Raw genomic sequence first — 18,342 nt, 5'->3', positions numbered from 1 at the left:
GGGGCAGGCGTTACGCCAAGGGATGCTGTCCTACCAACACATCTTCCATGCGGGCAATCTGGCCGACGTGCACAAACACGGGCTTCTGGCATGGGTGCTGGACTACCTGACGCAAAAGGACAAACCGCTGTCCTACATCGAAACCCATGCGGGACGCGGGCTTTATCGGCTGGACGCGCCAGAAGCCGTCAAGACGGGCGAAGCGGCCGCGGGCATCGGGCGCGTGGCCGACTGGTTCGGCCCCGATCACCCCTACACCCGCGCCTGCGACTGGGTGACGGCCGAATACGGCCCCACCGCCTATCCCGGCTCGCCCCTGATCGCCGCGCACCTGTTGCGACCGGGCGATTCCCTGCGGCTGGCCGATCTGCATCCGCAGGAAAGCGCTGCTCTGGCCCAAGTCATGCGGCCTTTGGGCGCAAAAGTCGAGCAGCGCGACGGGATTGAGATGGCGCTGGCCGTAACGCCCCCCGATCCGCGACGTGGCGTGTTGCTCATCGACCCGTCGTGGGAGTTGAAATCGGATTACGACACCCTGCCGAAGGCGATCTCGAACATCGCGCGCAAGTGGCCCGTGGGCGTTGTTTTGCTGTGGTATCCGATCCTCACCGACGACCGCCATACCGGGATGGTACGCACACTCACCACCCAGCACCCCGATGCACTGATAAACGAAGTGCGCTTTCCACCCGCACGCCCCGGGCATGGCATGGTCGGCTCAGGTCTTTTCGTGCTCAACCCGCCTTGGGGTCTGGCCGACGAAGCGGGAAAACTGAAACAGAACTTCGACAGCTTGGGAGGCTGACATGCCCAAAGGATACTGGATCGGTCGCGTCGACGTGGACGACCCCGAAACCTACATGGCCTATGTGGCCGCGAACGCCTCGGCCTTCGCCAAGTACAAGGCCCGCTTCCTCGTGCGCGGCGGCGAGCATCGGATCGCCGAAGGCACCGCACGGGCGCGCAACGTGGTGATCGAGTTTCCAAGCTACGCCGATGCGCTCGCCTGCTACGACAGCCCGGAATATCAGGCCGCCAAGGCGATCCGCGACCCGGTGTCCGAAGGCGACCTCATCATCATCGAGGGCTATGAGGACTGAGGAACCGGGCCATATCCCCGAAAGTTGACAGTCATACGCTGGAAAGCGTCGCGAAACCGGCCTAAGTGGAAAGCTATGTTCGACAAACTCATGAATTCCCTCTTCGGCTCCGCGCCCGAAGAGCTCCCGCCCGAAGACGCCCGCGTGGCGCTGACCGCCCTGCTCGTGCGGATCGCCCGCTCGGACGGGCAATATGACGATGTCGAAAAGGACCAGATCCGCGACATCGTGGCGGACCGTTACGACCTGTCCTCCGAACTGGCGCAGGACCTGATGTATCAGGCGCAGGAGCTGGAATCTCAGGCCCCCGACACCGTCCGCTTCACCGAGGCGATCAAGGATGCGGTACCCTACGAAGACCGCACGAGCGTGGTCGCCGCCGCTTGGCGCGTGGTATTGGCGGACGGCGACCGGGCCGATGAAGAAGACGCGCTTATGCGGCTCATCGCCAAGTTCCTGGGCGTGTCCGACCGCGACTCGAACATCGCGCGACAAAAGGCGATGGGCTGAGGTCCGCTGCCCGTTTTCGCGCCACCTGACCCAACGGCAGGCAAAAGCCGCCCGGGCATTGGGCAATCTATCGTTGCAATACATTGGGATTTCGTCCCTACTCGGGCCTCGAAACCGATATGATCAAATGCTGTGCCGCACACTGAACCGCCCGTCATAGAGATACATGACCTGCACAAGAGTTTCGGGGAACTCGAGGTCCTGAAAGGTGTCAGCCTGTCCGCCCCGCGCGGGCACGCGATCTCGATGATCGGGTCGTCCGGCTCGGGCAAATCCACGCTTCTGCGGTGCTGCAACCTGCTGGAAGACAGCCAGTCGGGCGAGATCCTGTTCGAAGGCGAACCAATCCGCTGGCATGGAACCGGCCTTGCCCGCCGCCCTGCCGACCGGGCGCAGGTGACGCGCATTCGCACCAACCTGTCGATGGTGTTCCAACAGTTCAACCTGTGGTCCCATATGACCATCCTGGAAAACGTCATGGAGGCCCCCGTCACCGTTCTGGGCCGCCCGAAAAAGGACGTGGAAGAGGCCGCGCGCGCCTATCTCGAAAAGGTCGGCATCGGCGACAAATGCGATGTCTACCCGGCGCAGTTGTCCGGCGGCCAGCAACAGCGCGCCGCCATCGCCCGCGCTTTGTGCATGGAGCCCAAGGCGCTTTTGTTCGACGAACCCACCTCGGCCCTCGACCCAGAGCTCGAGCAAGAGGTGGTGCGCGTCATCAAGGCCCTCGCCGCCGAGGGCCGCACCATGATAATCGTGACCCACGACATGCGCATGGCCGCAGACGTGGCCGATCATGTGGTCTTTCTCCATCAGGGAAAGATCGAGGAAGAAGGGCCACCCGAAGAGCTCTTCTCCAACCCCAAATCGGAACGGCTGAAGGGGTTCCTCTCCGCCACCGTTCCGGCCTGAACCAACCAAGGGAGCAAAAAATGAAAAAGCTGATCCTCACCGCCGCCGCGCTCGCGCTGACTGCGGGCACCGCGCTGGCCGAAAGCCACGCCATGACCGTGCGCATGGGCACCGAAGGCGCCTACCCTCCGTTCAACTTCCTCAACGACAACGGCGAAGTCGACGGGTTCGAGCGCGAACTGGGCGACGCGATCTGCGAAACCGCCGGGCTGACCTGCGAATGGGTGACGAACGAGTGGGATTCGATCATCCCGAACCTCGTGTCGGGCAACTACGACACGATCATCGCCGGCATGTCGATCACCGACGAACGTGACGAGGTCATCGACTTTACCGAGGCCTACTTCCCGCCCGATCCGTCCTCCTTCGTCGCCATGTCCGACGCCTTCGACGGCACCGGCGTGATCGCGGCCCAGACCGGCACGATTCAGGCCAGCCACGTCGCCTCGATGGACGGCGCGCAGCTTGTCGAATTCGCCACCCCGGACGAAACCATCGCCGCCGTGAAGAACGGCGAAGCCGACGCGGTCCTCGCCGACAAGTCGTTCCTCGAGCCCATCGTGGCCGAAGACAGCGACCTGATGTTCGCGGGCGACGACGTGATGCTGGGCGGCGGCATCGGCCTTGGCGTGCGTGAAAGCGACACCGAGCTGAAAGACAAGCTCAACGCGGCAATCGCCGAACTGAAGGCCGACGGCACCGTCAACGAACTGATCGCCAAATGGTTCGACGGCATGGAAGGCCCGTACTGATCTGACACGGGGGGCGGCTTTCGGGCCGCTCCTCTCCACCGATGTTCGAGATCTGCGCAGACCCCCAGAACCTGCAAGAATTGCAGTGGCTTGCCTGCTACCTCACCAGCGGCAAGCATATCCTGTTCTACCAGTCCTTCGGGGTGGTGATGCTGCTTCTCGTCATCACCGCGCCCGTCTCGCTGGCCTTCGGCTTCATCGGTGCCTCGGCCGCCCGCTCGCCCATCGCGCCGCTGCGCTGGTTCGGCAAGGGCTACACCTCGATTGTGCGCGGCGTGCCCGACATCGCCTTTTTCCTCTTCTTCGTCATCGCGTTGGATCAGGCGTTCGAGTGGCTGCGCCATCAGGTGAAATGTCCCGACTGGGACGCGCCGATCCGTCAGGGCAGCGATTTCGTGGTCTGTGCGCAAGCCAAACTGCCGCTCTCGACCTCGCCGCAATGGGTGCATGAAAGCTACGGCTTCACCCTCGCCGTCCTGACCTTCGCCATCGTTTTCGGCGCCTTCGCGGCCAATGTGCTGTTCGGCGCCATGCGCTCGGTCCCGCGCGCCCAGATGGAAACCGCCGAGGCGTACGGCTTTTCCCACCGTCAGGCCTTCTGGCGCATTCTCGTGCCGCAGATGTGGCTCTACGCCCTGCCGGGCCTGTCGAACCTCTGGATGATCCTCATCAAGGCCACGCCGCTCCTGTTCCTTCTGGGGGTCGAAGACATCGTCTATTGGGCGCGCGAACTCGGCGGCTCCAAGACCGCGCGCTTCTCCGACTACCCGCACGGCGACTGGCGGATGTATTACTTCGGCGCACTGCTCGTGTTCTATCTGCTGCTCACGAAACTCTCGGAAATCGTGCTCGACAAGCTGATGGCCCGCCTCAGCCATGGGCAGGCCACCGCCGCGGGCGAAGCCCAGCGAAAGGCCGCCGCATGAGCTGCTGGGACACGGTCATGGACTACGGCCTGCGCTCCATCGGGATCGGTGAGCGTCTCCTGCCCCGGTCCGACTTCACGCTCTGCCAGCAGTTCACGCTGATCGGCTCCGGCATGATCTGGAACATCTACTTCGGCGTCCTCGCGCTCGCCTTCGGGTTCTTCCTGTCGATCGCTGTGGCGCTCGGTAAATCCTCCGCGACGCCGCTCATCAGAAAACCGGCGGAGTGGTTCATCTTCCTCTTTCGCGGCTCGCCCCTCTTCATCCAGTTCTTCTTCGCCTATTTCGCCTTCCTGTCACTGAAACAGGTCGCCCCGATCTTCGATCCGCTGACCTCGGCGGCCTTCGGGGCCACCATCGTTCTGTTCCTGAACACCTCGGCCTATGCCGGCGAAATCTTCTATGGCGCGCTCAAAGCCATCCCGAAGGGCGATCTCGAAGCCGCCGACGCCTACGGCATCATGGGCTGGAAACGCTTCCGCCGGATCACCTTTCCGACCATGCTGCGCCTGGCTTGGCCCGCCTACACGAACGAGGCGATCTTTCTGTTTCACGCCACCGCGCTCGTGTTCTTCTCGGGCTTTCCGGCCTGGCAACAGCGGGGCGACGCGCTTTATTACGCCAACTATTTCGCGGACAAGACCTTCAACCCCTTCGTCCCCTACCCGATCCTCGCCTTCTACTTCATCCTGCTGACCCTTACGGTCATCACGATCTTCGGCGCGATCAACCGCCGCCTGACCCGGCACCTGCCGCAGGAAACCCGCCCGAAACTGCGCCTGCGGCCCATGCTCGTGCGCTGAGCGCGTCTCTTTCCGGTCTCAAATATCCCGGGGGGTGTGGGGGGCTGGCCCCCCACATGGGTCGGATTGGGCGCAAGCCCAATTCGAAACAGACAACACCCCGCTTGCCGCCCCCGCGCCCCTCGGCTAGGGTCGCCGCGAGATTTGATCAAATCGAGGCTTCATGCTTATCGGCATCCTGCAAACCGGCCACATGCCGGACGCGCTCATCGGCGAGACGGGCGACTATTCCGCCATGTTCGAACGGCTCTTCTCAGGCCACGGCTTCACCTTCCGCACGTGGAACGTCGTCGATGGCGAGTTCCCGGAGGGCCCGGACACCTGCGACGGCTGGCTCATCACCGGCTCGCGCCACGGCGCCTATGAGGATCACGACTGGATTCCCCCGCTCGAAGACCTGATCCGCGCCATCGCCGCGTCATCCCGCCCGATGGTGGGCATCTGCTTCGGCCACCAGATCATCGCGCAGGCCCTTGGCGGCAAGGTCGAGAAGTTTCGCGGCGGCTGGTCCGTCGGGCGCCAGATCTACGATTTCGGCGACACCGAGCTTGCCCTGAACGCTTGGCATCAGGATCAGGTGGTCGAACTGCCCGAAGGGGCGCAGGTCATCGCGGAAAGCGAGTTCTGCAAGAACGCGGCCATGGTCATCGGCTCGTCCATCCTCACCGTTCAACCCCACCCCGAGTTTCGCGCCGACGTGATCGAAGGGCTGATCGAACACCGCTCCGCCGCCGTGCCACCCGCCCTCGTGGACGAGGCCCGCGCGAACGTGGCGAAACCCACCGACAACGACGAACTGGCCGACCGCATGGCCGCGTTCCTCAAGAAAGGGGCCAAGTGATGGCCAGCGACTGGACAACGGGCCTGCCTGAGGCCGCGCAAGCCTATCTCGACGGGCGCAGGCTGGACGAGGTGGAGTGCATCATCGCCGACCTGCCCGGCATCGCGCGGGGCAAGGCGGTGCCGGCGGGCAAATTCGCGCGCCAGAACTATTTCCACCTGCCGGATTCGATTTTCTACCAGACCATCACCGGCGACTGGGGCGAGGCGGCCGGGGACGAAGGCTTCATCGAACGCGACATGATCCTGAAGCCCGACATGACCACCGCGACGGCGGCACCGTGGACGGCGGACGTGACGCTTCAGGTGATCCACGACGCCTTCGACCGCAACGGCGAGCCGATCCCCTATTCCCCGCGCAATGTGCTGAAACGGGTGGTGGAGCTTTACAAGGCGCAGGGCTGGACGCCCGTGGTCGCGCCGGAGATGGAGTTCTTCCTCGTCGCCCGCAACCTCGACCCCGCCAAGAAGATCGAGCCGATGATGGGCCGCTCGGGCCGCCCCGCCGCCGCGCGTCAGGCCTATTCCATGACCGCCGTGGACGAATTCGGCCCGGTGATCGACGACATCTACGACTTTGCCGAGGCGCAGGGGTTTGAGATCGACGGGATTACGCAGGAAGGCGGCGCGGGGCAGTTGGAGATCAACCTGCGCCACGGCGATCCGGTGAAGCTCGCCGACGAGGTGTTCTATTTCAAACGCCTGATCCGCGAGGCCGCGCTGCGCCACGACTGTTTCGCCACATTCATGGCCAAGCCCATCGCGGACGAGCCGGGCTCGGCCATGCACATCCACCACTCGGTCGTGGAAACGGACACCGGAAAGAACATCTTCGCAGGCCCCAACGGCGGCGACACCGATGCGTTCTTCACCTTCATCGGCGGGCTTCAGACCCACCTGCCCTCGGTCATCGCGGTGCTGGCACCTTACGTGAACAGCTACCGCCGCTACGTGCGCGACAACGCCGCGCCGATCAATCTGGCCTGGGGCCGCGACAACCGCACCACCGGCATCCGCATCCCGCTGTCCGGCCCCGACTCCCGCCGGGTCGAGAACCGCCTGACCGGTATGGATGCGAACCCCTATCTCGCCATGGCCGCCTCGCTCGCCTCGGGCTACCTCGGCATGATGAACGAGGTGCGGGCCGAGCCGCAGTTCCGGGGCGACGCCTATGACGCGGACGAGGAAATCCCCCATGACCTCTGGTCCGCGCTCGACCTGTTCGAGGAAGCGACCGAGATGCACGAGGTGCTGGGACCGGAATTCGCCCGCGTTTATTCCATCGTGAAACGCACGGAGTATCAGGAATTCCTGTCGGTCATCAGCCCGTGGGAACGCGAGCATCTGCTCCTGAACGTGTAAGGCACGACACCGCGATTCGCGCCGCTGCGAAAAGCCGCCCGGCACAGGCCCGGTGGGCGGTGCAGCGCCAATGAAATCCTCTATAGCGAGCAAGCACTTACGGTGGGCAGGGTATCCTGACCCGCCGTGCGCGTCATTTTTCTTTGCTTGGTTTCATGCGGGTGTTACACTTTTCCCGAATATCACCTTCGGAAAACCCGAAAAGGATACGAGTATGACCCTGGGGCCCAACGTATACGACGCAGAACCCATTCCCGAAGCTGCCCGCGCCGAGATCGATCGGCTGCTGCAATCGGGCGACCTGTTCCGCTACACAGCGCCTCAGGACGCGCCGGTGGCTTTGCTGGAGCGTGAATTCGCCGACATGATGGGGGCCAAGTATGCGCTGGCCGTGGCCTCCTGCTCGGCGGCGCTCTTCATTTCGCTCAAGGCGCTCGGCCTGCCGCGCGACACCAAGGTTCTGATCCCGGCCTTCACCTTCGCCGCTGTGCCCTCCTCGGTCGTTCATGCCGACTGCGTTCCGGTGCTCGTGGACGTGATGGACAACTACCGCGTCAACATGGACGACTTCGAGACGAAGCTCACCGACGACGTGGGCGCGGTCATCATCAGCCACATGCGCGGCCACACCTCGGACATGGACGCGATCATGGCGCTGTGCGACGCCAAGGGCATTCCGGTCGTCGAGGATGCGGCCCACAGCCTCGGCACGCTCTGGCATGGCGAGAAGATCGGCAAGATCGGCAAGATCGGCTGTTTCTCGTTCCAGTCCTACAAGATGCTGAACGCCGGCGAGGGTGGCATCCTCATCACCGACGATGCCGACATCATCGCCCGCGCGGTCATCATGTCCGGTGCCTATGAGCATAACTGGAAGAAGCACAAAGGCCCGCACGGCGACAACACGACCGAGCTGGAAGAGGCCTTCGGGCGCTGGCAGAACAAGCTGCCGCTTTACAACACGCGGCTGTCCAATCTGTCCGCCGCCGTGATCCGGCCCCAGATCCCCGAGCTCGAACGCCGGGTGACCGACGGCCTTCGCAACCACGACTACGTCGCCGCCAAGCTGAACGAAAGCCCGTGGATCGACGTGCCCGCCCCGCTGGCCGCCGAAACCCGCGCGCCGGATTCGATCCAGTTCAACCTCGTCGACATGACCGACGACGAAACCCGCGCTTTCATGGATGCCGCCAAGGTGCGCGGCGTGTCGGTGCAGGTCTTCGGGATGCACACCGACAACGCCCGCGCCTTCTGGAACTGGGAATTCATCGGCGATCAGGGTCCGCTGCCCGGCACCAAGAAGATGCTGATGCGCGCCTGTGACACCCGTCTTCCCGTCCGCCTCAAGAAGCCGGAACTCGACTTCATCGCCAATGCGCTGGTCGCGGCGGCGGCGGATGTGAAAGAGGCCGCAAGCGCCTCGGTCGCGGCGCAGTAAACGGTTCGAAAACGCTGGAAAAGGCCGCCCTTGGGGCGGCCTTTTCGTTTGGCCGGTCAGACGGGTCGTGGGACCGGAAACAGCCAGTCGTAAGCGCAGTTGAACGCGAAGGCGTAAACCAGATAGAACGCCGCGAACCCCAGATCCATGACCAGCGCCTCGACGAGCGTGAGGCCCAGATACCACGCCATGAAGGGGAGCAGCAGGGCGAGCAACCCCGCCTCGAACAGCACCGCATGGATCACGCGAAGTCCGATTGATTTCGCGGTTGTGCCACGACGCCAGCGCAGCACCAGATCGAACACAAGGTTGTAGATCAGGTTCCACAGCGTCGCGAGCGTCGCGCTGACCACGCCCACGACACCGATGTCATGAACGGGAAGGTGAAACAGGACCGCGCCCAAGGGCACGGCGAGGCCGAGCGCGAGAAGTTCGAATGTGACGGCATGGCGAAGACGATCGAGAGGCGAGCGCATGGGAAACCCCGTGTGCTTTCCGGGTCGTCCCGGTGTTGATCCATGATGGGAAGGTCGTCCTGATGACCGAGAGATGGATGTCCGGGTGCCCGCGTTCAACCTGTCGCCATATGCGAGATGTGACGGGTTGCCCGATGGCAACCATCCGGGGCACATGCCGCCCAAACTGGTGGTCACGAAAGCGCGCGCCCTGCGAGGCGACGCATTTGCCCGAGGCACGCCGTTTTTTCGTTCCCGCAGGGACCGAAGTGGCCTCACAACACCCGGTATCTGGTCGTCAGGAACCCCGCCTTGGTCTTTTCCGCATGTTCGAGCTTCAGGTCGATGTCGCGTTCGAGGGGGCCGAACAGGGATCGGCCCTGCCCCAGAAGGATCGGGATGATGGTGATCGTCATGTCCGCGATCAGGCCCGCGCGCAGGAAACTGTGGACCAGCGCGCCGCCGTCGACATAGGCGCGCGTCCAGCCCTCGATCTCGACCATCTCCATCAGCGCCTGCGGGTCTTGGCGCGTGACTTCGACGCTGGACCGCCGCGCCTCGGGAATGTCCTCGCGCGTCAGGGCGTGGCTCATCACCCGGATCGGCTTGTCGCCATAGACCCATTCGTCGAAGCCAAGAACCGTGCGGAAGGTGCCGGACCCCATCACCATCCCGTCGACGGATGCGAAGAAGTCGAAAAAGCCCCCGTCCCCGTCATCCTCCGGCTGTTTCATCAGCCAGTCGATCGCGTGATCCGGCCGCGCCACGAACCCGTCCAGGCTCATCGCCATGAACACGTGGCCGGTGGTCACAGCAACCTCATCCTGTCTTTCAGCCACGGCAGCCGGGCATGGAACGGCTTCAGGATCATGTCGGCCATGTGCGACTTCAGCCGTGTCGCGACATCGCCCGGCAGGTCGCCCAGCCCGCCGCGCCGGGCCGTCAGGGTGATCCGCCGGGAAAACGACGGGAACGGCAGTTCGACGATGTCCACCTCGGACACGAACCGCTTGGCGCGCAGCACCCCCAGCGGGGTCAGGATCGTCCAGCCCGCGCCCGCGGCGACCATCGACAGGATCGCGTGATAGCTGTCGAGTTCGAAGCGGTGATTGACCCGCAAATCCTGCGTGGCAAGCTGCGATGCGATCTGACGCCCCATGAAGTGACGCGAGGAATACTGCACCATCGGCATGGTGCGCAGCGCGTCGAGCACGTCGCCCTGCACCTTGCCCTTGGGAACGGCGGCGACGAAGGGTTCCTCGATCAGCGGGTGCATCTCGTGCCCGTCGGCCAGATCGCCCATCTCGGCGGTCACCACAACGTCCAGCGCGCGCGCCTCAAGCTGGTCCATGAGCCGGTGCGACGCCCCGGTTTCAAGCAGGAACTGTGTGCGCGGCCAGGCTTTCGACAGGTCCGACAGCAGCGCGGGCGTCACGTCGGCGTCGAAATCCTCGATCATGCCCAGCCGGAACCGCGTGAGCCGGGTCATGTCGGCTGCCGCAAGCTCGGCCTTGGCCTGTTCGGCTTCGTTGATGATGGTCAGGGCGCGGCGGCGGAAAAGCTCGCCTGCCGGGGTGCAGATCAGCGGGCGCGCCGATCGGTCGATCAGCGCCGTGCCCACGGCGGTTTCCAGATTGGTCAACTGCTGGCTGACGCTCGACGGGCTGGCCCCCAGCCGTCGGGCCGCCGCCGAAATCGACCGCTCATCCGCGATGGCGGCAAAGACTTCGACCCCCCAAAGGGTGATGCGTCCGGCGGTTTCGACCACGTTCGGCCCCGTATGTTGGCGCCCGGCGGACCGGGCCTTTGCTTACATGCCGGAAAGCTTCTTCTGGAGGGCGGCGAGTTGTTTCTTGATCTCGTCGAGTTCCTCGCCCTTGCTGTCGCCATCCGTCGCGGCGTCGTCGTCGGACGGGCCGGAAGCGGCGCCGGGCCAGTTCGCCATCATGGCTTTCATGAACGCCTGCTGCTGCGCCTGCAAAGCGTCGAACCCCGGCACCTGCGCCATCGGGTTCGGGATCGCGGACATGTTCTCCATCATCTTGGACTGGCTGTCCTTGAGCATCTCGAAGCTGGCGGCCAGAAACTGCGGCACCATGCTCTGCGCCTGCGTCGTGTAGCTGCGCACGAGATCGGTCAGAACGTCGACCGGCAGGACGCTTTCGCCCCGGCTCTCATGTTCCGCAATGATTTGAAGGAGATATTGTCGGGTCAGGTCGTCGCCGGATTTCAGATCGACAATCTGCACTTCGCGGCCTTCCGAGATGAAGCCTGCGATATCTTCGAGCGTAACGTAATCGGACGTCTCGGTGTTATAGAGACGGCGGCTTGCGTAACGCTTGATGAGGAGCGGATCCTTGGTTTCGGCCACGTAGTCCTCCCAACGGTTCAGTATTCAGGCACTTTGGCGGTGCAGAAAAAAGACTACGCCAGTGCAGAAACCAAAAGCAAGCACTGTTCACTTGGGCGGTGGGCGCGACGGCACTTTCGCATTCCCCAACAAAAAAGGCGGGCCGAATGGGCCCGCCAGGATGATCTTGTCGGCAGGGAGGAGGTGGCCGACCAAGAATTCCTTACTTCGAGGCGGCTTTCGTCGCCTTGGTCACCTCGTCGGTGGCCTTCTTGACGGCGGCCTGGGCTTCTTCGCCCATGTCCTTGCCGGCGGCGAGCATCAGCTCGACGGTGTCCATCTGAACTTTTTTCGCGACTTCGGCGAAGGCCGACATGTGCTCGGCAGCCGATTCAGCCTGAGCCGAAGCGAAGTCGGTCATGGCTTTGGTGTAGTCGGCCGGGTCCGCTTTGGCGGTCGACAGGTCGCCCATCTTGGCGAGGGTCGATTTCGTCCAGGCGGTCGAGATTTCGGTCGACTTGTCGGCGGCGTCGAGGGTCAGCTTCGCCATTTTCTCGGTCAGAGCGGCGGACGACTTCATCGCGCCTTCGTAAGCCGACATGTCCATCGGGAACGAGCCCATCATGTCGCTGAACATCTTGGTGTAGTCGGTGGTGGCTTTAGCCATGTCGTATCTCCTAAGGTCTTCCCCGGAACCGCCCCGGGGGTGAATTTCTGCGTGTGCAAAGAATATGCATGCTGCATCGCAGAAAATCAACCCTTTTTCTGCGGTGCAGCAAAAAATCTCTGCCGGAAATTCAAAACCTTGGGAAATCAGACCTTTGGACAGCCGATGACGTATGTTCCCGGAGCTTCCGCTAGGGCAGGATGCTCGGAATCACCGATCTCGCGCGCCGGAATCTTCTTGCCGGACCGCTTGGCGAGCCACTTGCCCCACCGGCCCCACCAGCTGCCTTCGTGCTTGTCCGCCCCGGCCTGCCAGTCTTCGGGGTTCTCCGGCCAGTCCTCGTTCGTGTAGTGGCCGTATTTCTTTTTCGACGGCGGGTTCACGATGCCCGCGATATGCCCGGATTCCGTCAGGATGAAGGTCTTGTCCTCGGACCCCATCTTGCGCATCCCCCGGTAGGAGCTTTTCCAAGCGGCGATGTGATCGGTCTCGCAGGCGATGGCGCAGAGCGGCACCTCGACATCCTCGATCCGGGTGCGGGTGCCGAGGATCGGGAACCCCTTCCCCTCCCCCGCGAACTTGTCGTCCTGACACAGCCCGCGCAGGTATTCGACCGCCATCCGGCCCGGCAGGTTGGTGGAGTCGCCGTTCCAGTAGAGCAGGTCGAAAGCGGGCGGCGCGTTGCCCATCATGTAGGATTTGATCGCGGGGCCGTAGATCAGATCGTTCGAGCGCAGGTAGCTGAAGGTGCGCGACATATAAAGCGAAGGCAGCACGCCCTTGTCCGTCACCTCCTCTTCGATCCCGTCCACGAAATCGTTGTCGAGGAACACGCCCACTTCGCCCTGATCCGAGAAATCGGTGAGCGCGGTAAAGAAGGTGGCGGAGTTGATCTTGTCTTCCTTGCGCTTCTTCATCAGCGACAGCGTGATGGCGAGCGTCGTGCCGGCGATGCAGTAGCCGACGACATTCACCTTGTCCTGCCCGGTGATGGCGCGCACCTCGTCGATCGCGGCGAAGTAGCCGTCTTCGACGTAATCCTCCATCCCGACGTCGGCATAGCTCGTATCCGGGTTCACCCAGGACACGACGTAAAGCGTGAAGCCCTGTTCGACGATCCAGCGGATCAGGCTGTTCTCGGGCTTGAGGTCGAGGATGTAGAACTTGTTGATCCAGGGCGGGAAGATGATGAGCGGACGTTCATAGACCTTGTCGGTCTTCGCCTTGTACTGGATCAGCTCGATCATGCGGTTGCGGTAGATCACCTGACCCTCGGCGGTGCCAAGGTTCTCGCCCACCTTAAAGGCATCGGGGTCCGACAGCGTCACCACAAGCTCGCCATCGTTTCGTTCGAGGTCGCGGATCATGTTCTCGAGCCCGTCGATCAGCGACTGCCCCTCGGTCTCGATGGCCTTTTCCAGCGCGTCGGGGTTGGTGGCGAGGAAATTGGTCGGCGACATCATGTCGACCATCTGCTGCGTGAAATAGGTCACGCGCTTGCGGTCCTGCGGGTCGAGCCCTTCGAGCCCCTCCACCGCGTCCTGCATCGCCTCGGATGTGATGAGATACTGCTGCTTGAGATAGTTGAAATAGGGGTGCGTGTCCCACAGCGGATTGCGGAAGCGCGGGTCTTTGGGCGTCGGATCTTCCGGCACGCCCTCGTTCGCGATCAGGGCCTGCTGCGCATCGACCGCGTGTTTCAGCGTCTTGCCCCAGTATTCCACCTGATCCTCAAGCACCTTGCCGGGGTGCTTCATCATCTCGGTCCAGTAGGCACCCAACGACTTGGTGTAATAGTCCTGCCCCGGCCCCTGAAGCGCAGGACGAATCGCCTGCTTCTTCGCAACCGCAGCGGCGAAACGTTCCGTGAGTTCCTCGATCCGTTCGAGGTTCTCTTTCAGTTTCTCGCTACTTTCGTTCGGGTTGACTTCATTCGTTGTCATGCGAAATATTCCGCCTTATGTTATTTCGCACATGCAGCATCATGCTGTGTGTCCTCCGGTTGTCGAACCTAACTGAGGAAGGGCTGCTGGGGCAACCGAAAGGGTTACCATGCGTTACCTTGCCACGTACGATTTGATGGAAACGGTTCGGAACACGAACCAATGGCTCGGGGCCACCGCCCAGGCGATCGGGGAATACCCGATGTTCGCTCTCGCGCCCAATCCGATGTTCAAGATGCTCTCGGCCTGGGGTGAGGTGACCGAACGCAGCTTTGCCCGGATGGTCGCGAAACCGGACTGGGGCATCTACACCGTGGTCGGCGCCGATGGCCGCGACCATGTGGTGAACGTGAAGAAGGTGATCGAACGTCCCTTCGGCGACCTGATCCATTTCGAGGTCGCCGGGCGCAAGACCAAGGAACGCAAGATCCTGATCGTCGCGCCGATGTCGGGCCACTACGCCACGCTTCTGCGTTCGACCGTCGCCTCGCTCCTCCCGGATGCCGAGGTCTACATCACCGACTGGCATAATGCGCGCGACATCCCGGTGTCCAAGGGCAAGTTCGATATCGAAGACTATACCCTGTATGTTGTCGATTTCATGAAAGAGCTCGGCCCCGACACCAACGTGGTCGCCGTGTGCCAGCCTGCCCCGCTCGTGCTGGCCGCGACCGCCTATCTCGCCGACATCGACCCCGAGGCGCAGCCGCAGACGCTGACCCTGATCGGCGGCCCGATCGACCCGGACGCGGCGGCGACGGACGTAACCGACTTCGGCGACCGCGTGACGATGGGCTATCTGGAAAAGACCGCGATCCAGCGCGTCGGCTTCAAATACGCGGGCGTCGGCCGGTCGGTCTATCCGGGTCTGCTGCAACTCACCTCCTTCATGACCATGAACGCGGAGAAGCACGCCAAGGCGTTTTCCGATCAGATCATGGCCGTGGCGCGCGGCGAAGCGGGCGACCATGACAAGCACAACAAGTTCTACGACGAATACCTCGCCGTCATGGACATGACCGCCGAATTCTACCTCACCACCGTCGAGCGCATCTTCAAGGAGCGCGAGATCGCGAAGAACGAATTCGTGGTCGCCGGGCGCAAGGTCGATATCGGCAAGATCACCGACGTGGCCGTGATGACCGTGGAAGGGTCCAAGGACGACATCTCGGCGCCGGGCCAGTGCCTTGCCGCGCTGGACCTGTGCACGGGCCTGCCCGACGAGAAGAAGAACCATCACCTCGAAGACGGCGCGGGTCACTACGGCATCTTCGCGGGCAAGTCGTGGCGCAACAACATCCGCCCCTTCGTGCTGAATTTCATGGATCAGCACGCGGGCGAACACGCCGCTCAGGCCAGCAAGAAAAAGGCCGCGAAAACCAAGCCGGCGCTGAAGGCGGTCTGACCCTTCTCCGATCAATATTGACGAAAAGCGGCGCTTCGGCGCCGCTTTTTCTTTGGCCGGATCAGCGGAGCGTCATCGGCAGGTCGAGCCAGGCTTCCAGCGCCATGTTGGTTTTCTCGGGCGTCTCCAGCGTGGGCAGGTGACCCGCGTCGTCGATGATGGCAAGCTCGGCATAGGGGATCAGTTCCGCCATGAACGTGTGCCGTTTGGGCGGGGTGATCTTGTCATGCTCACCGCACAGCACCAGCGACGGCGCCCGCAAGGTGCGCAGCGTTTTCTGACCGTCGGGCCGCCGCTGCAACGCGCGCGACTGGCGCACGAAGGTGTCCGGGCCCAGCTTGCGGGCCATGTCGTGCACCAGTTCGACGGTCTTGGCCTTGTTGGGACCGGGCGCGAAATTGTCGGGCGACAGCGCCTCGTTCATCGCGTCCTCGAGCTTGCCCGCCTGCGCCTTGACGATCTGCGGCTCGCGCCAGACCGCCTGCTCCGGCGTCTCGGTCAGCGGCGTGGTCGAGATCAGGCACAGGCGCGTGACGCGCTCCGGCACGCGGCGCAGTATCTCCATCGCGACGATGCCGCCCATCGACAACCCGCACAGCGCAAAGCGCGGCGGGGCCTGAAACAGCACATCGGCGGCCATTTCGCGGATCGAATGCGCCTTGGACACGTTCGCGACGGTGACCGCGTGATCGCGTGAGAGGGCTTCGATCTGCGGCCCGAATACCCGTGAATCGCACATCATGCCGGGCACCAGAAGGACCGCGTCCTTCATGCGAGCACCTCTTCCACCATGCGCTTGACCAAGCCGAGGCAGGCGGGGTCGGAAAACCGATGATCGGCCCCTTTGACGAAGGTCAGGCGCACGTCGTCGCCCTCGATATGGTCCAAGAGGTTCAGGGCCACGTCACGCTCGACATCCGCATCCGCGGTGCCCTGAAGCAGGCGCACGGGGAATTTCATCGGCAGCGGACGGCGCAGGACAAGCTGATCGCGCCCGTCGGTGATGAGTTTCTTGGTGATCGGATACGGGTCGCCGTAGTCGGATGGCAGAAGCACCAGACCGTCACGGTTCAGCTTGGCGCGCTCGAAATCCGAGAAGTCGCGCCACATGCTGTCTTCGGTGAAATCCGGTGCCGCCGCTATGCCGACGAACCCCGCGAAGCGTTCGCGTATCTCGCGGCTCAGGATCGCGGCGATCCAGCCGCCCATGGACGAGCCGACGAAGACCTGCGGGCCTTCGGTCACGGCCTCGATTACCGAACGCGCATCCGCCGCCCAGTCGCCGATGCAGCCGTCGGTGAACTCGCCCGACGACTGGCCATGGCCCGAGTAGTCGAAGCGCAGAAAGGCACGCCCCTGCGCCTTGGCCCAGTCTTCCAGCGCGATGGCCTTGGTGCCTTCCATGTCGGATTTGAACCCGCCCAGAAAGATGACCCCCGGCCCTTTTCCTTCCGTCTTGTGATACGCGATCTGCCGCCCGTCGGCGGTTTCGTGATAGCTTGGCTCGCTCACGCGATTTGCCCCTTTGTCCCTGCCTTTTGCGCGATCCTGCAATACCGCGACGGGGTTTGAAAGGGGGTTAGGCGCCCTCGGCTTCCTTCAGCCCAAGCGCCACCCCGGACCCGATCAGCGCCATGACCGCGAAACCGCCCAGAGCGGCCATCGGGCCCAGAAAAGACAGGGCTCCGCCGATCGCGCCGGAGATCAGCAGGAGACCGCCGATCAGCGTATTTGCCGTTGCGGCATAGGCGGCGCGGTTCTCGTCGGTCGCGATGTCGACGAGGTAGGTCGAGCGGCCCTGACGCACGCCGTGATGGGCGATCATCAGAACGAAGAGCACGGCCGGCATGGCCCAGACGGTCGCCGCAAGCCCGGTGAGCGACGCGCCGATGGCGGCGGCCATGGCAAGGGCACCCACGACGCCGGCCACGATCAGCACCTGACGCGAGGAATGGTCCGCGAACCGCCCCCAGGCATAAGACGACAGGAACGAAGCGGCGGCGGACGCGATGACGAGCGCGCCCAGCGTGCCCAATCCGCCTTCGCCGTCGCCCGATAGGATCACGAGGTATGGCGGGGCAAGCGCGGTGGCCGTCAGGAACCCCCGCGCCGCCACGAAGCGGGCGAACGTGGCGTCTTCGCGCAGGAGTTTCCACGGGCGCAGGGCCGCGCCCCCCTGCCCGGTCTCGGACGGCTCCTCTTCCAGCGTCGAAAAGAGCGCGGCGGCCGCAACCCAGAGAAGCGCCGCCACCCCGACCGCTGCGGCCAGCGCCACGGTCCCTTCGAGCCAGCCGGAGACGAGCAACAGCGCAAAGACGAACACCCCCGCCGAAGCGACCGAACCCGCGAAGCCCGTCACCGAGCCGCGGCGGCGTTTGCCCACCGTCTTGCCCAGAATGTCCTTGTAGCTGACCGACGCGGCCGCCCGCGACAGCGCCAGCATTGTAATCCCGCCGACAAAGGCCCAGCCCGCCGCCGCCCCTTCGAGCGTCAGGGCGGCAAGCGCGATCAGGGCCGCCGAGATCCCCTGCCCAACGCTACCAGCGACCCACATCCAGCGCCGCATCTTCATCCTCTCCAGCCGATGCGCGAGGAAAACCTGCGGCAAAAGCGCGCCCGCTTCCCGGATCGGCACGAGTGCCGCGACAAGCGCGGCGGGCGCGCCGAGCGCGTTCAACAGGTAGGACAACACCAGCTTGGGGTTGATGAGACCATCGGCCAGCTTGGTCAGCGACAGCGACACCACGTGGCGGATGCCGTTGCGCGCCTCGGCCGGAGTCTCGGGCGTGCCCGCCAGCGTTTCGAAGGCGGCTTCACCGATGGTTTCGTTCGTCATTTTCGCGCCCCTGGCTACTCTCGCTTCGCTATCGGACGGATCA

At 63.7% G+C, this 18,342-nt stretch carries 20 protein-coding genes; 11 read left to right on the top strand and 9 right to left on the bottom strand.

The features are described from left to right. The first annotated feature begins 22 nt into the window (after positions 1-22). From HOY44_RS17200 to HOY44_RS17155, 10 genes are all read left to right on the top strand, one after another. A complete protein-coding gene (locus HOY44_RS17200; protein ID WP_287436399.1) occupies positions 23-805 on the top strand; it encodes a 23S rRNA (adenine(2030)-N(6))-methyltransferase RlmJ in 783 nt (260 codons plus the stop codon). Position 806: 1 nt separating this feature from the next. Continuing rightward, a complete protein-coding gene (locus tag HOY44_RS17195; protein WP_287436397.1) occupies positions 807-1,100 on the top strand; it encodes a DUF1330 domain-containing protein in 294 nt (97 codons plus the stop codon). Positions 1,101-1,175: 75 nt separating this feature from the next. Next, a complete protein-coding gene (locus HOY44_RS17190; protein ID WP_287436395.1) occupies positions 1,176-1,610 on the top strand; it encodes a tellurite resistance TerB family protein in 435 nt (144 codons plus the stop codon). Positions 1,611-1,742: 132 nt separating this feature from the next. Beyond that, positions 1,743-2,522, top strand: a complete 780-nt coding sequence (locus HOY44_RS17185) for an ABC transporter ATP-binding protein (protein WP_138424115.1) — start codon at positions 1,743-1,745, stop codon at positions 2,520-2,522. 20 nt (positions 2,523-2,542) lie between these two features. Next, a complete protein-coding gene (locus HOY44_RS17180) occupies positions 2,543-3,274 on the top strand; it encodes a transporter substrate-binding domain-containing protein (RefSeq protein ID WP_287436393.1) in 732 nt (243 codons plus the stop codon). Between the two features lie 41 nt (positions 3,275-3,315). Next, positions 3,316-4,200, top strand: coding sequence for an ABC transporter permease (locus HOY44_RS17175; RefSeq protein ID WP_287436391.1), 885 nt, complete (start codon positions 3,316-3,318; stop codon positions 4,198-4,200). Then, entirely contained in the window at positions 4,197-5,003 is an 807-nt protein-coding gene (locus HOY44_RS17170; RefSeq protein WP_287436389.1) for an ABC transporter permease, read from the top strand. The genes HOY44_RS17175 and HOY44_RS17170 overlap by 4 nt, the downstream gene beginning before the upstream one ends. A 163-nt stretch (positions 5,004-5,166) precedes the next feature. Next, entirely contained in the window at positions 5,167-5,844 is a 678-nt protein-coding gene (locus tag HOY44_RS17165) for a type 1 glutamine amidotransferase (protein WP_287436386.1), read from the top strand. Further along, positions 5,844-7,205, top strand: coding sequence for a glutamine synthetase family protein (locus HOY44_RS17160; RefSeq protein ID WP_008329629.1), 1,362 nt, complete (start codon positions 5,844-5,846; stop codon positions 7,203-7,205). The genes HOY44_RS17165 and HOY44_RS17160 overlap by 1 nt, the downstream gene beginning before the upstream one ends. Before the next feature lie 214 nt (positions 7,206-7,419). Then, positions 7,420-8,643, top strand: a complete 1,224-nt coding sequence (locus HOY44_RS17155) for a DegT/DnrJ/EryC1/StrS family aminotransferase (protein ID WP_008329631.1) — start codon at positions 7,420-7,422, stop codon at positions 8,641-8,643. A gap of 56 nt (positions 8,644-8,699) precedes the next feature. Here the strand turns inward: HOY44_RS17155 and HOY44_RS17150 are convergent, their stop codons facing one another. The 6 genes from HOY44_RS17150 to HOY44_RS17125 all read right to left on the bottom strand — a co-directional run bounded on the left by HOY44_RS17150 (position 8,700) and on the right by HOY44_RS17125 (position 14,058). Further along, on the bottom strand, positions 8,700-9,119 hold the full coding sequence (locus HOY44_RS17150) for a PACE efflux transporter (protein ID WP_287436381.1): 420 nt from the start codon (positions 9,117-9,119) through the stop codon (positions 8,700-8,702). Between the two features lie 254 nt (positions 9,120-9,373). Further along, positions 9,374-9,910: a dihydrofolate reductase family protein gene (locus HOY44_RS17145; RefSeq protein ID WP_287436379.1), complete on the bottom strand. Its 537-nt coding sequence runs from the start codon at positions 9,908-9,910 to the stop codon at positions 9,374-9,376. After that, positions 9,907-10,866, bottom strand: coding sequence for a LysR family transcriptional regulator (locus tag HOY44_RS17140; protein ID WP_138424120.1), 960 nt, complete (start codon positions 10,864-10,866; stop codon positions 9,907-9,909). Before HOY44_RS17140 ends, HOY44_RS17145 begins: the two co-directional genes overlap by 4 nt. A 42-nt stretch (positions 10,867-10,908) precedes the next feature. Beyond that, a complete protein-coding gene (phaR, locus tag HOY44_RS17135; protein WP_008329635.1) occupies positions 10,909-11,469 on the bottom strand; it encodes a polyhydroxyalkanoate synthesis repressor PhaR in 561 nt (186 codons plus the stop codon). A gap of 202 nt (positions 11,470-11,671) precedes the next feature. Further along, positions 11,672-12,115, bottom strand: a complete 444-nt coding sequence (locus HOY44_RS17130; RefSeq protein ID WP_008329636.1) for a phasin family protein — start codon at positions 12,113-12,115, stop codon at positions 11,672-11,674. Between the two features lie 146 nt (positions 12,116-12,261). Further along, positions 12,262-14,058, bottom strand: a complete 1,797-nt coding sequence (locus HOY44_RS17125; protein WP_287436375.1) for a class I poly(R)-hydroxyalkanoic acid synthase — start codon at positions 14,056-14,058, stop codon at positions 12,262-12,264. A 109-nt stretch (positions 14,059-14,167) separates the two neighbouring features. On the opposite strand from HOY44_RS17125, the gene phaZ reads away from it, so the two are divergent. After that, complete coding sequence (phaZ, locus tag HOY44_RS17120) at positions 14,168-15,463, top strand: polyhydroxyalkanoate depolymerase (RefSeq protein ID WP_008329638.1); 1,296 nt, start codon at positions 14,168-14,170, stop codon at positions 15,461-15,463. Between the two features lie 61 nt (positions 15,464-15,524). Here the strand turns inward: phaZ and HOY44_RS17115 are convergent, their stop codons facing one another. From HOY44_RS17115 to HOY44_RS17105, 3 genes are all read right to left on the bottom strand, one after another. Further along, positions 15,525-16,235: an alpha/beta fold hydrolase gene (locus HOY44_RS17115; RefSeq protein ID WP_008329639.1), complete on the bottom strand. Its 711-nt coding sequence runs from the start codon at positions 16,233-16,235 to the stop codon at positions 15,525-15,527. Further along, complete coding sequence (locus HOY44_RS17110; protein WP_287436372.1) at positions 16,232-16,975, bottom strand: alpha/beta fold hydrolase; 744 nt, start codon at positions 16,973-16,975, stop codon at positions 16,232-16,234. The genes HOY44_RS17115 and HOY44_RS17110 overlap by 4 nt, the downstream gene beginning before the upstream one ends. Positions 16,976-17,042: 67 nt before the next feature. After that, on the bottom strand, positions 17,043-18,299 hold the full coding sequence (locus HOY44_RS17105) for an MFS transporter (RefSeq protein ID WP_287436370.1): 1,257 nt from the start codon (positions 18,297-18,299) through the stop codon (positions 17,043-17,045). Between the last annotated feature and the right edge of the window lie 43 nt (positions 18,300-18,342).

Source organism: Maritimibacter sp., from assembly GCF_016774595.1.
GTDB lineage: Bacteria > Pseudomonadota > Alphaproteobacteria > Rhodobacterales > Rhodobacteraceae > Maritimibacter > Maritimibacter alkaliphilus.
The sequence above is the reverse complement of the archived record's forward strand: the minus strand, read 5'-3'. Positions and strand labels throughout refer to the sequence as shown.

What these genes read in the sequence shown, in the direction of transcription:
- HOY44_RS17200 (WP_287436399.1), top strand. Translation starts at nt 23, where the DNA reads ATGCTGTCCTACCAACACATCTTCCATGCGGGCAATCTGGCCGACGTG.
- HOY44_RS17170 (WP_287436389.1), top strand. Translation starts at nt 4,197, where the DNA reads ATGAGCTGCTGGGACACGGTCATGGACTACGGCCTGCGCTCCATCGGG.
- HOY44_RS17165 (WP_287436386.1), top strand. Translation starts at nt 5,167, where the DNA reads ATGCTTATCGGCATCCTGCAAACCGGCCACATGCCGGACGCGCTCATC.
- HOY44_RS17155 (WP_008329631.1), top strand. Translation starts at nt 7,420, where the DNA reads ATGACCCTGGGGCCCAACGTATACGACGCAGAACCCATTCCCGAAGCT.
- HOY44_RS17180 (WP_287436393.1), top strand. Translation starts at nt 2,543, where the DNA reads ATGAAAAAGCTGATCCTCACCGCCGCCGCGCTCGCGCTGACTGCGGGC.
- HOY44_RS17130 (WP_008329636.1), bottom strand. Translation starts at nt 12,115, where the DNA reads ATGGCTAAAGCCACCACCGACTACACCAAGATGTTCAGCGACATGATG.
- HOY44_RS17175 (WP_287436391.1), top strand. Translation starts at nt 3,316, where the DNA reads ATGTTCGAGATCTGCGCAGACCCCCAGAACCTGCAAGAATTGCAGTGG.
- phaZ (WP_008329638.1), top strand. Translation starts at nt 14,168, where the DNA reads ATGCGTTACCTTGCCACGTACGATTTGATGGAAACGGTTCGGAACACG.
- HOY44_RS17160 (WP_008329629.1), top strand. Translation starts at nt 5,844, where the DNA reads ATGGCCAGCGACTGGACAACGGGCCTGCCTGAGGCCGCGCAAGCCTAT.
- HOY44_RS17125 (WP_287436375.1), bottom strand. Translation starts at nt 14,058, where the DNA reads ATGACAACGAATGAAGTCAACCCGAACGAAAGTAGCGAGAAACTGAAA.
- HOY44_RS17105 (WP_287436370.1), bottom strand. Translation starts at nt 18,299, where the DNA reads ATGACGAACGAAACCATCGGTGAAGCCGCCTTCGAAACGCTGGCGGGC.
- HOY44_RS17150 (WP_287436381.1), bottom strand. Translation starts at nt 9,119, where the DNA reads ATGCGCTCGCCTCTCGATCGTCTTCGCCATGCCGTCACATTCGAACTT.
- HOY44_RS17115 (WP_008329639.1), bottom strand. Translation starts at nt 16,235, where the DNA reads ATGAAGGACGCGGTCCTTCTGGTGCCCGGCATGATGTGCGATTCACGG.
- HOY44_RS17195 (WP_287436397.1), top strand. Translation starts at nt 807, where the DNA reads ATGCCCAAAGGATACTGGATCGGTCGCGTCGACGTGGACGACCCCGAA.
- HOY44_RS17190 (WP_287436395.1), top strand. Translation starts at nt 1,176, where the DNA reads ATGTTCGACAAACTCATGAATTCCCTCTTCGGCTCCGCGCCCGAAGAG.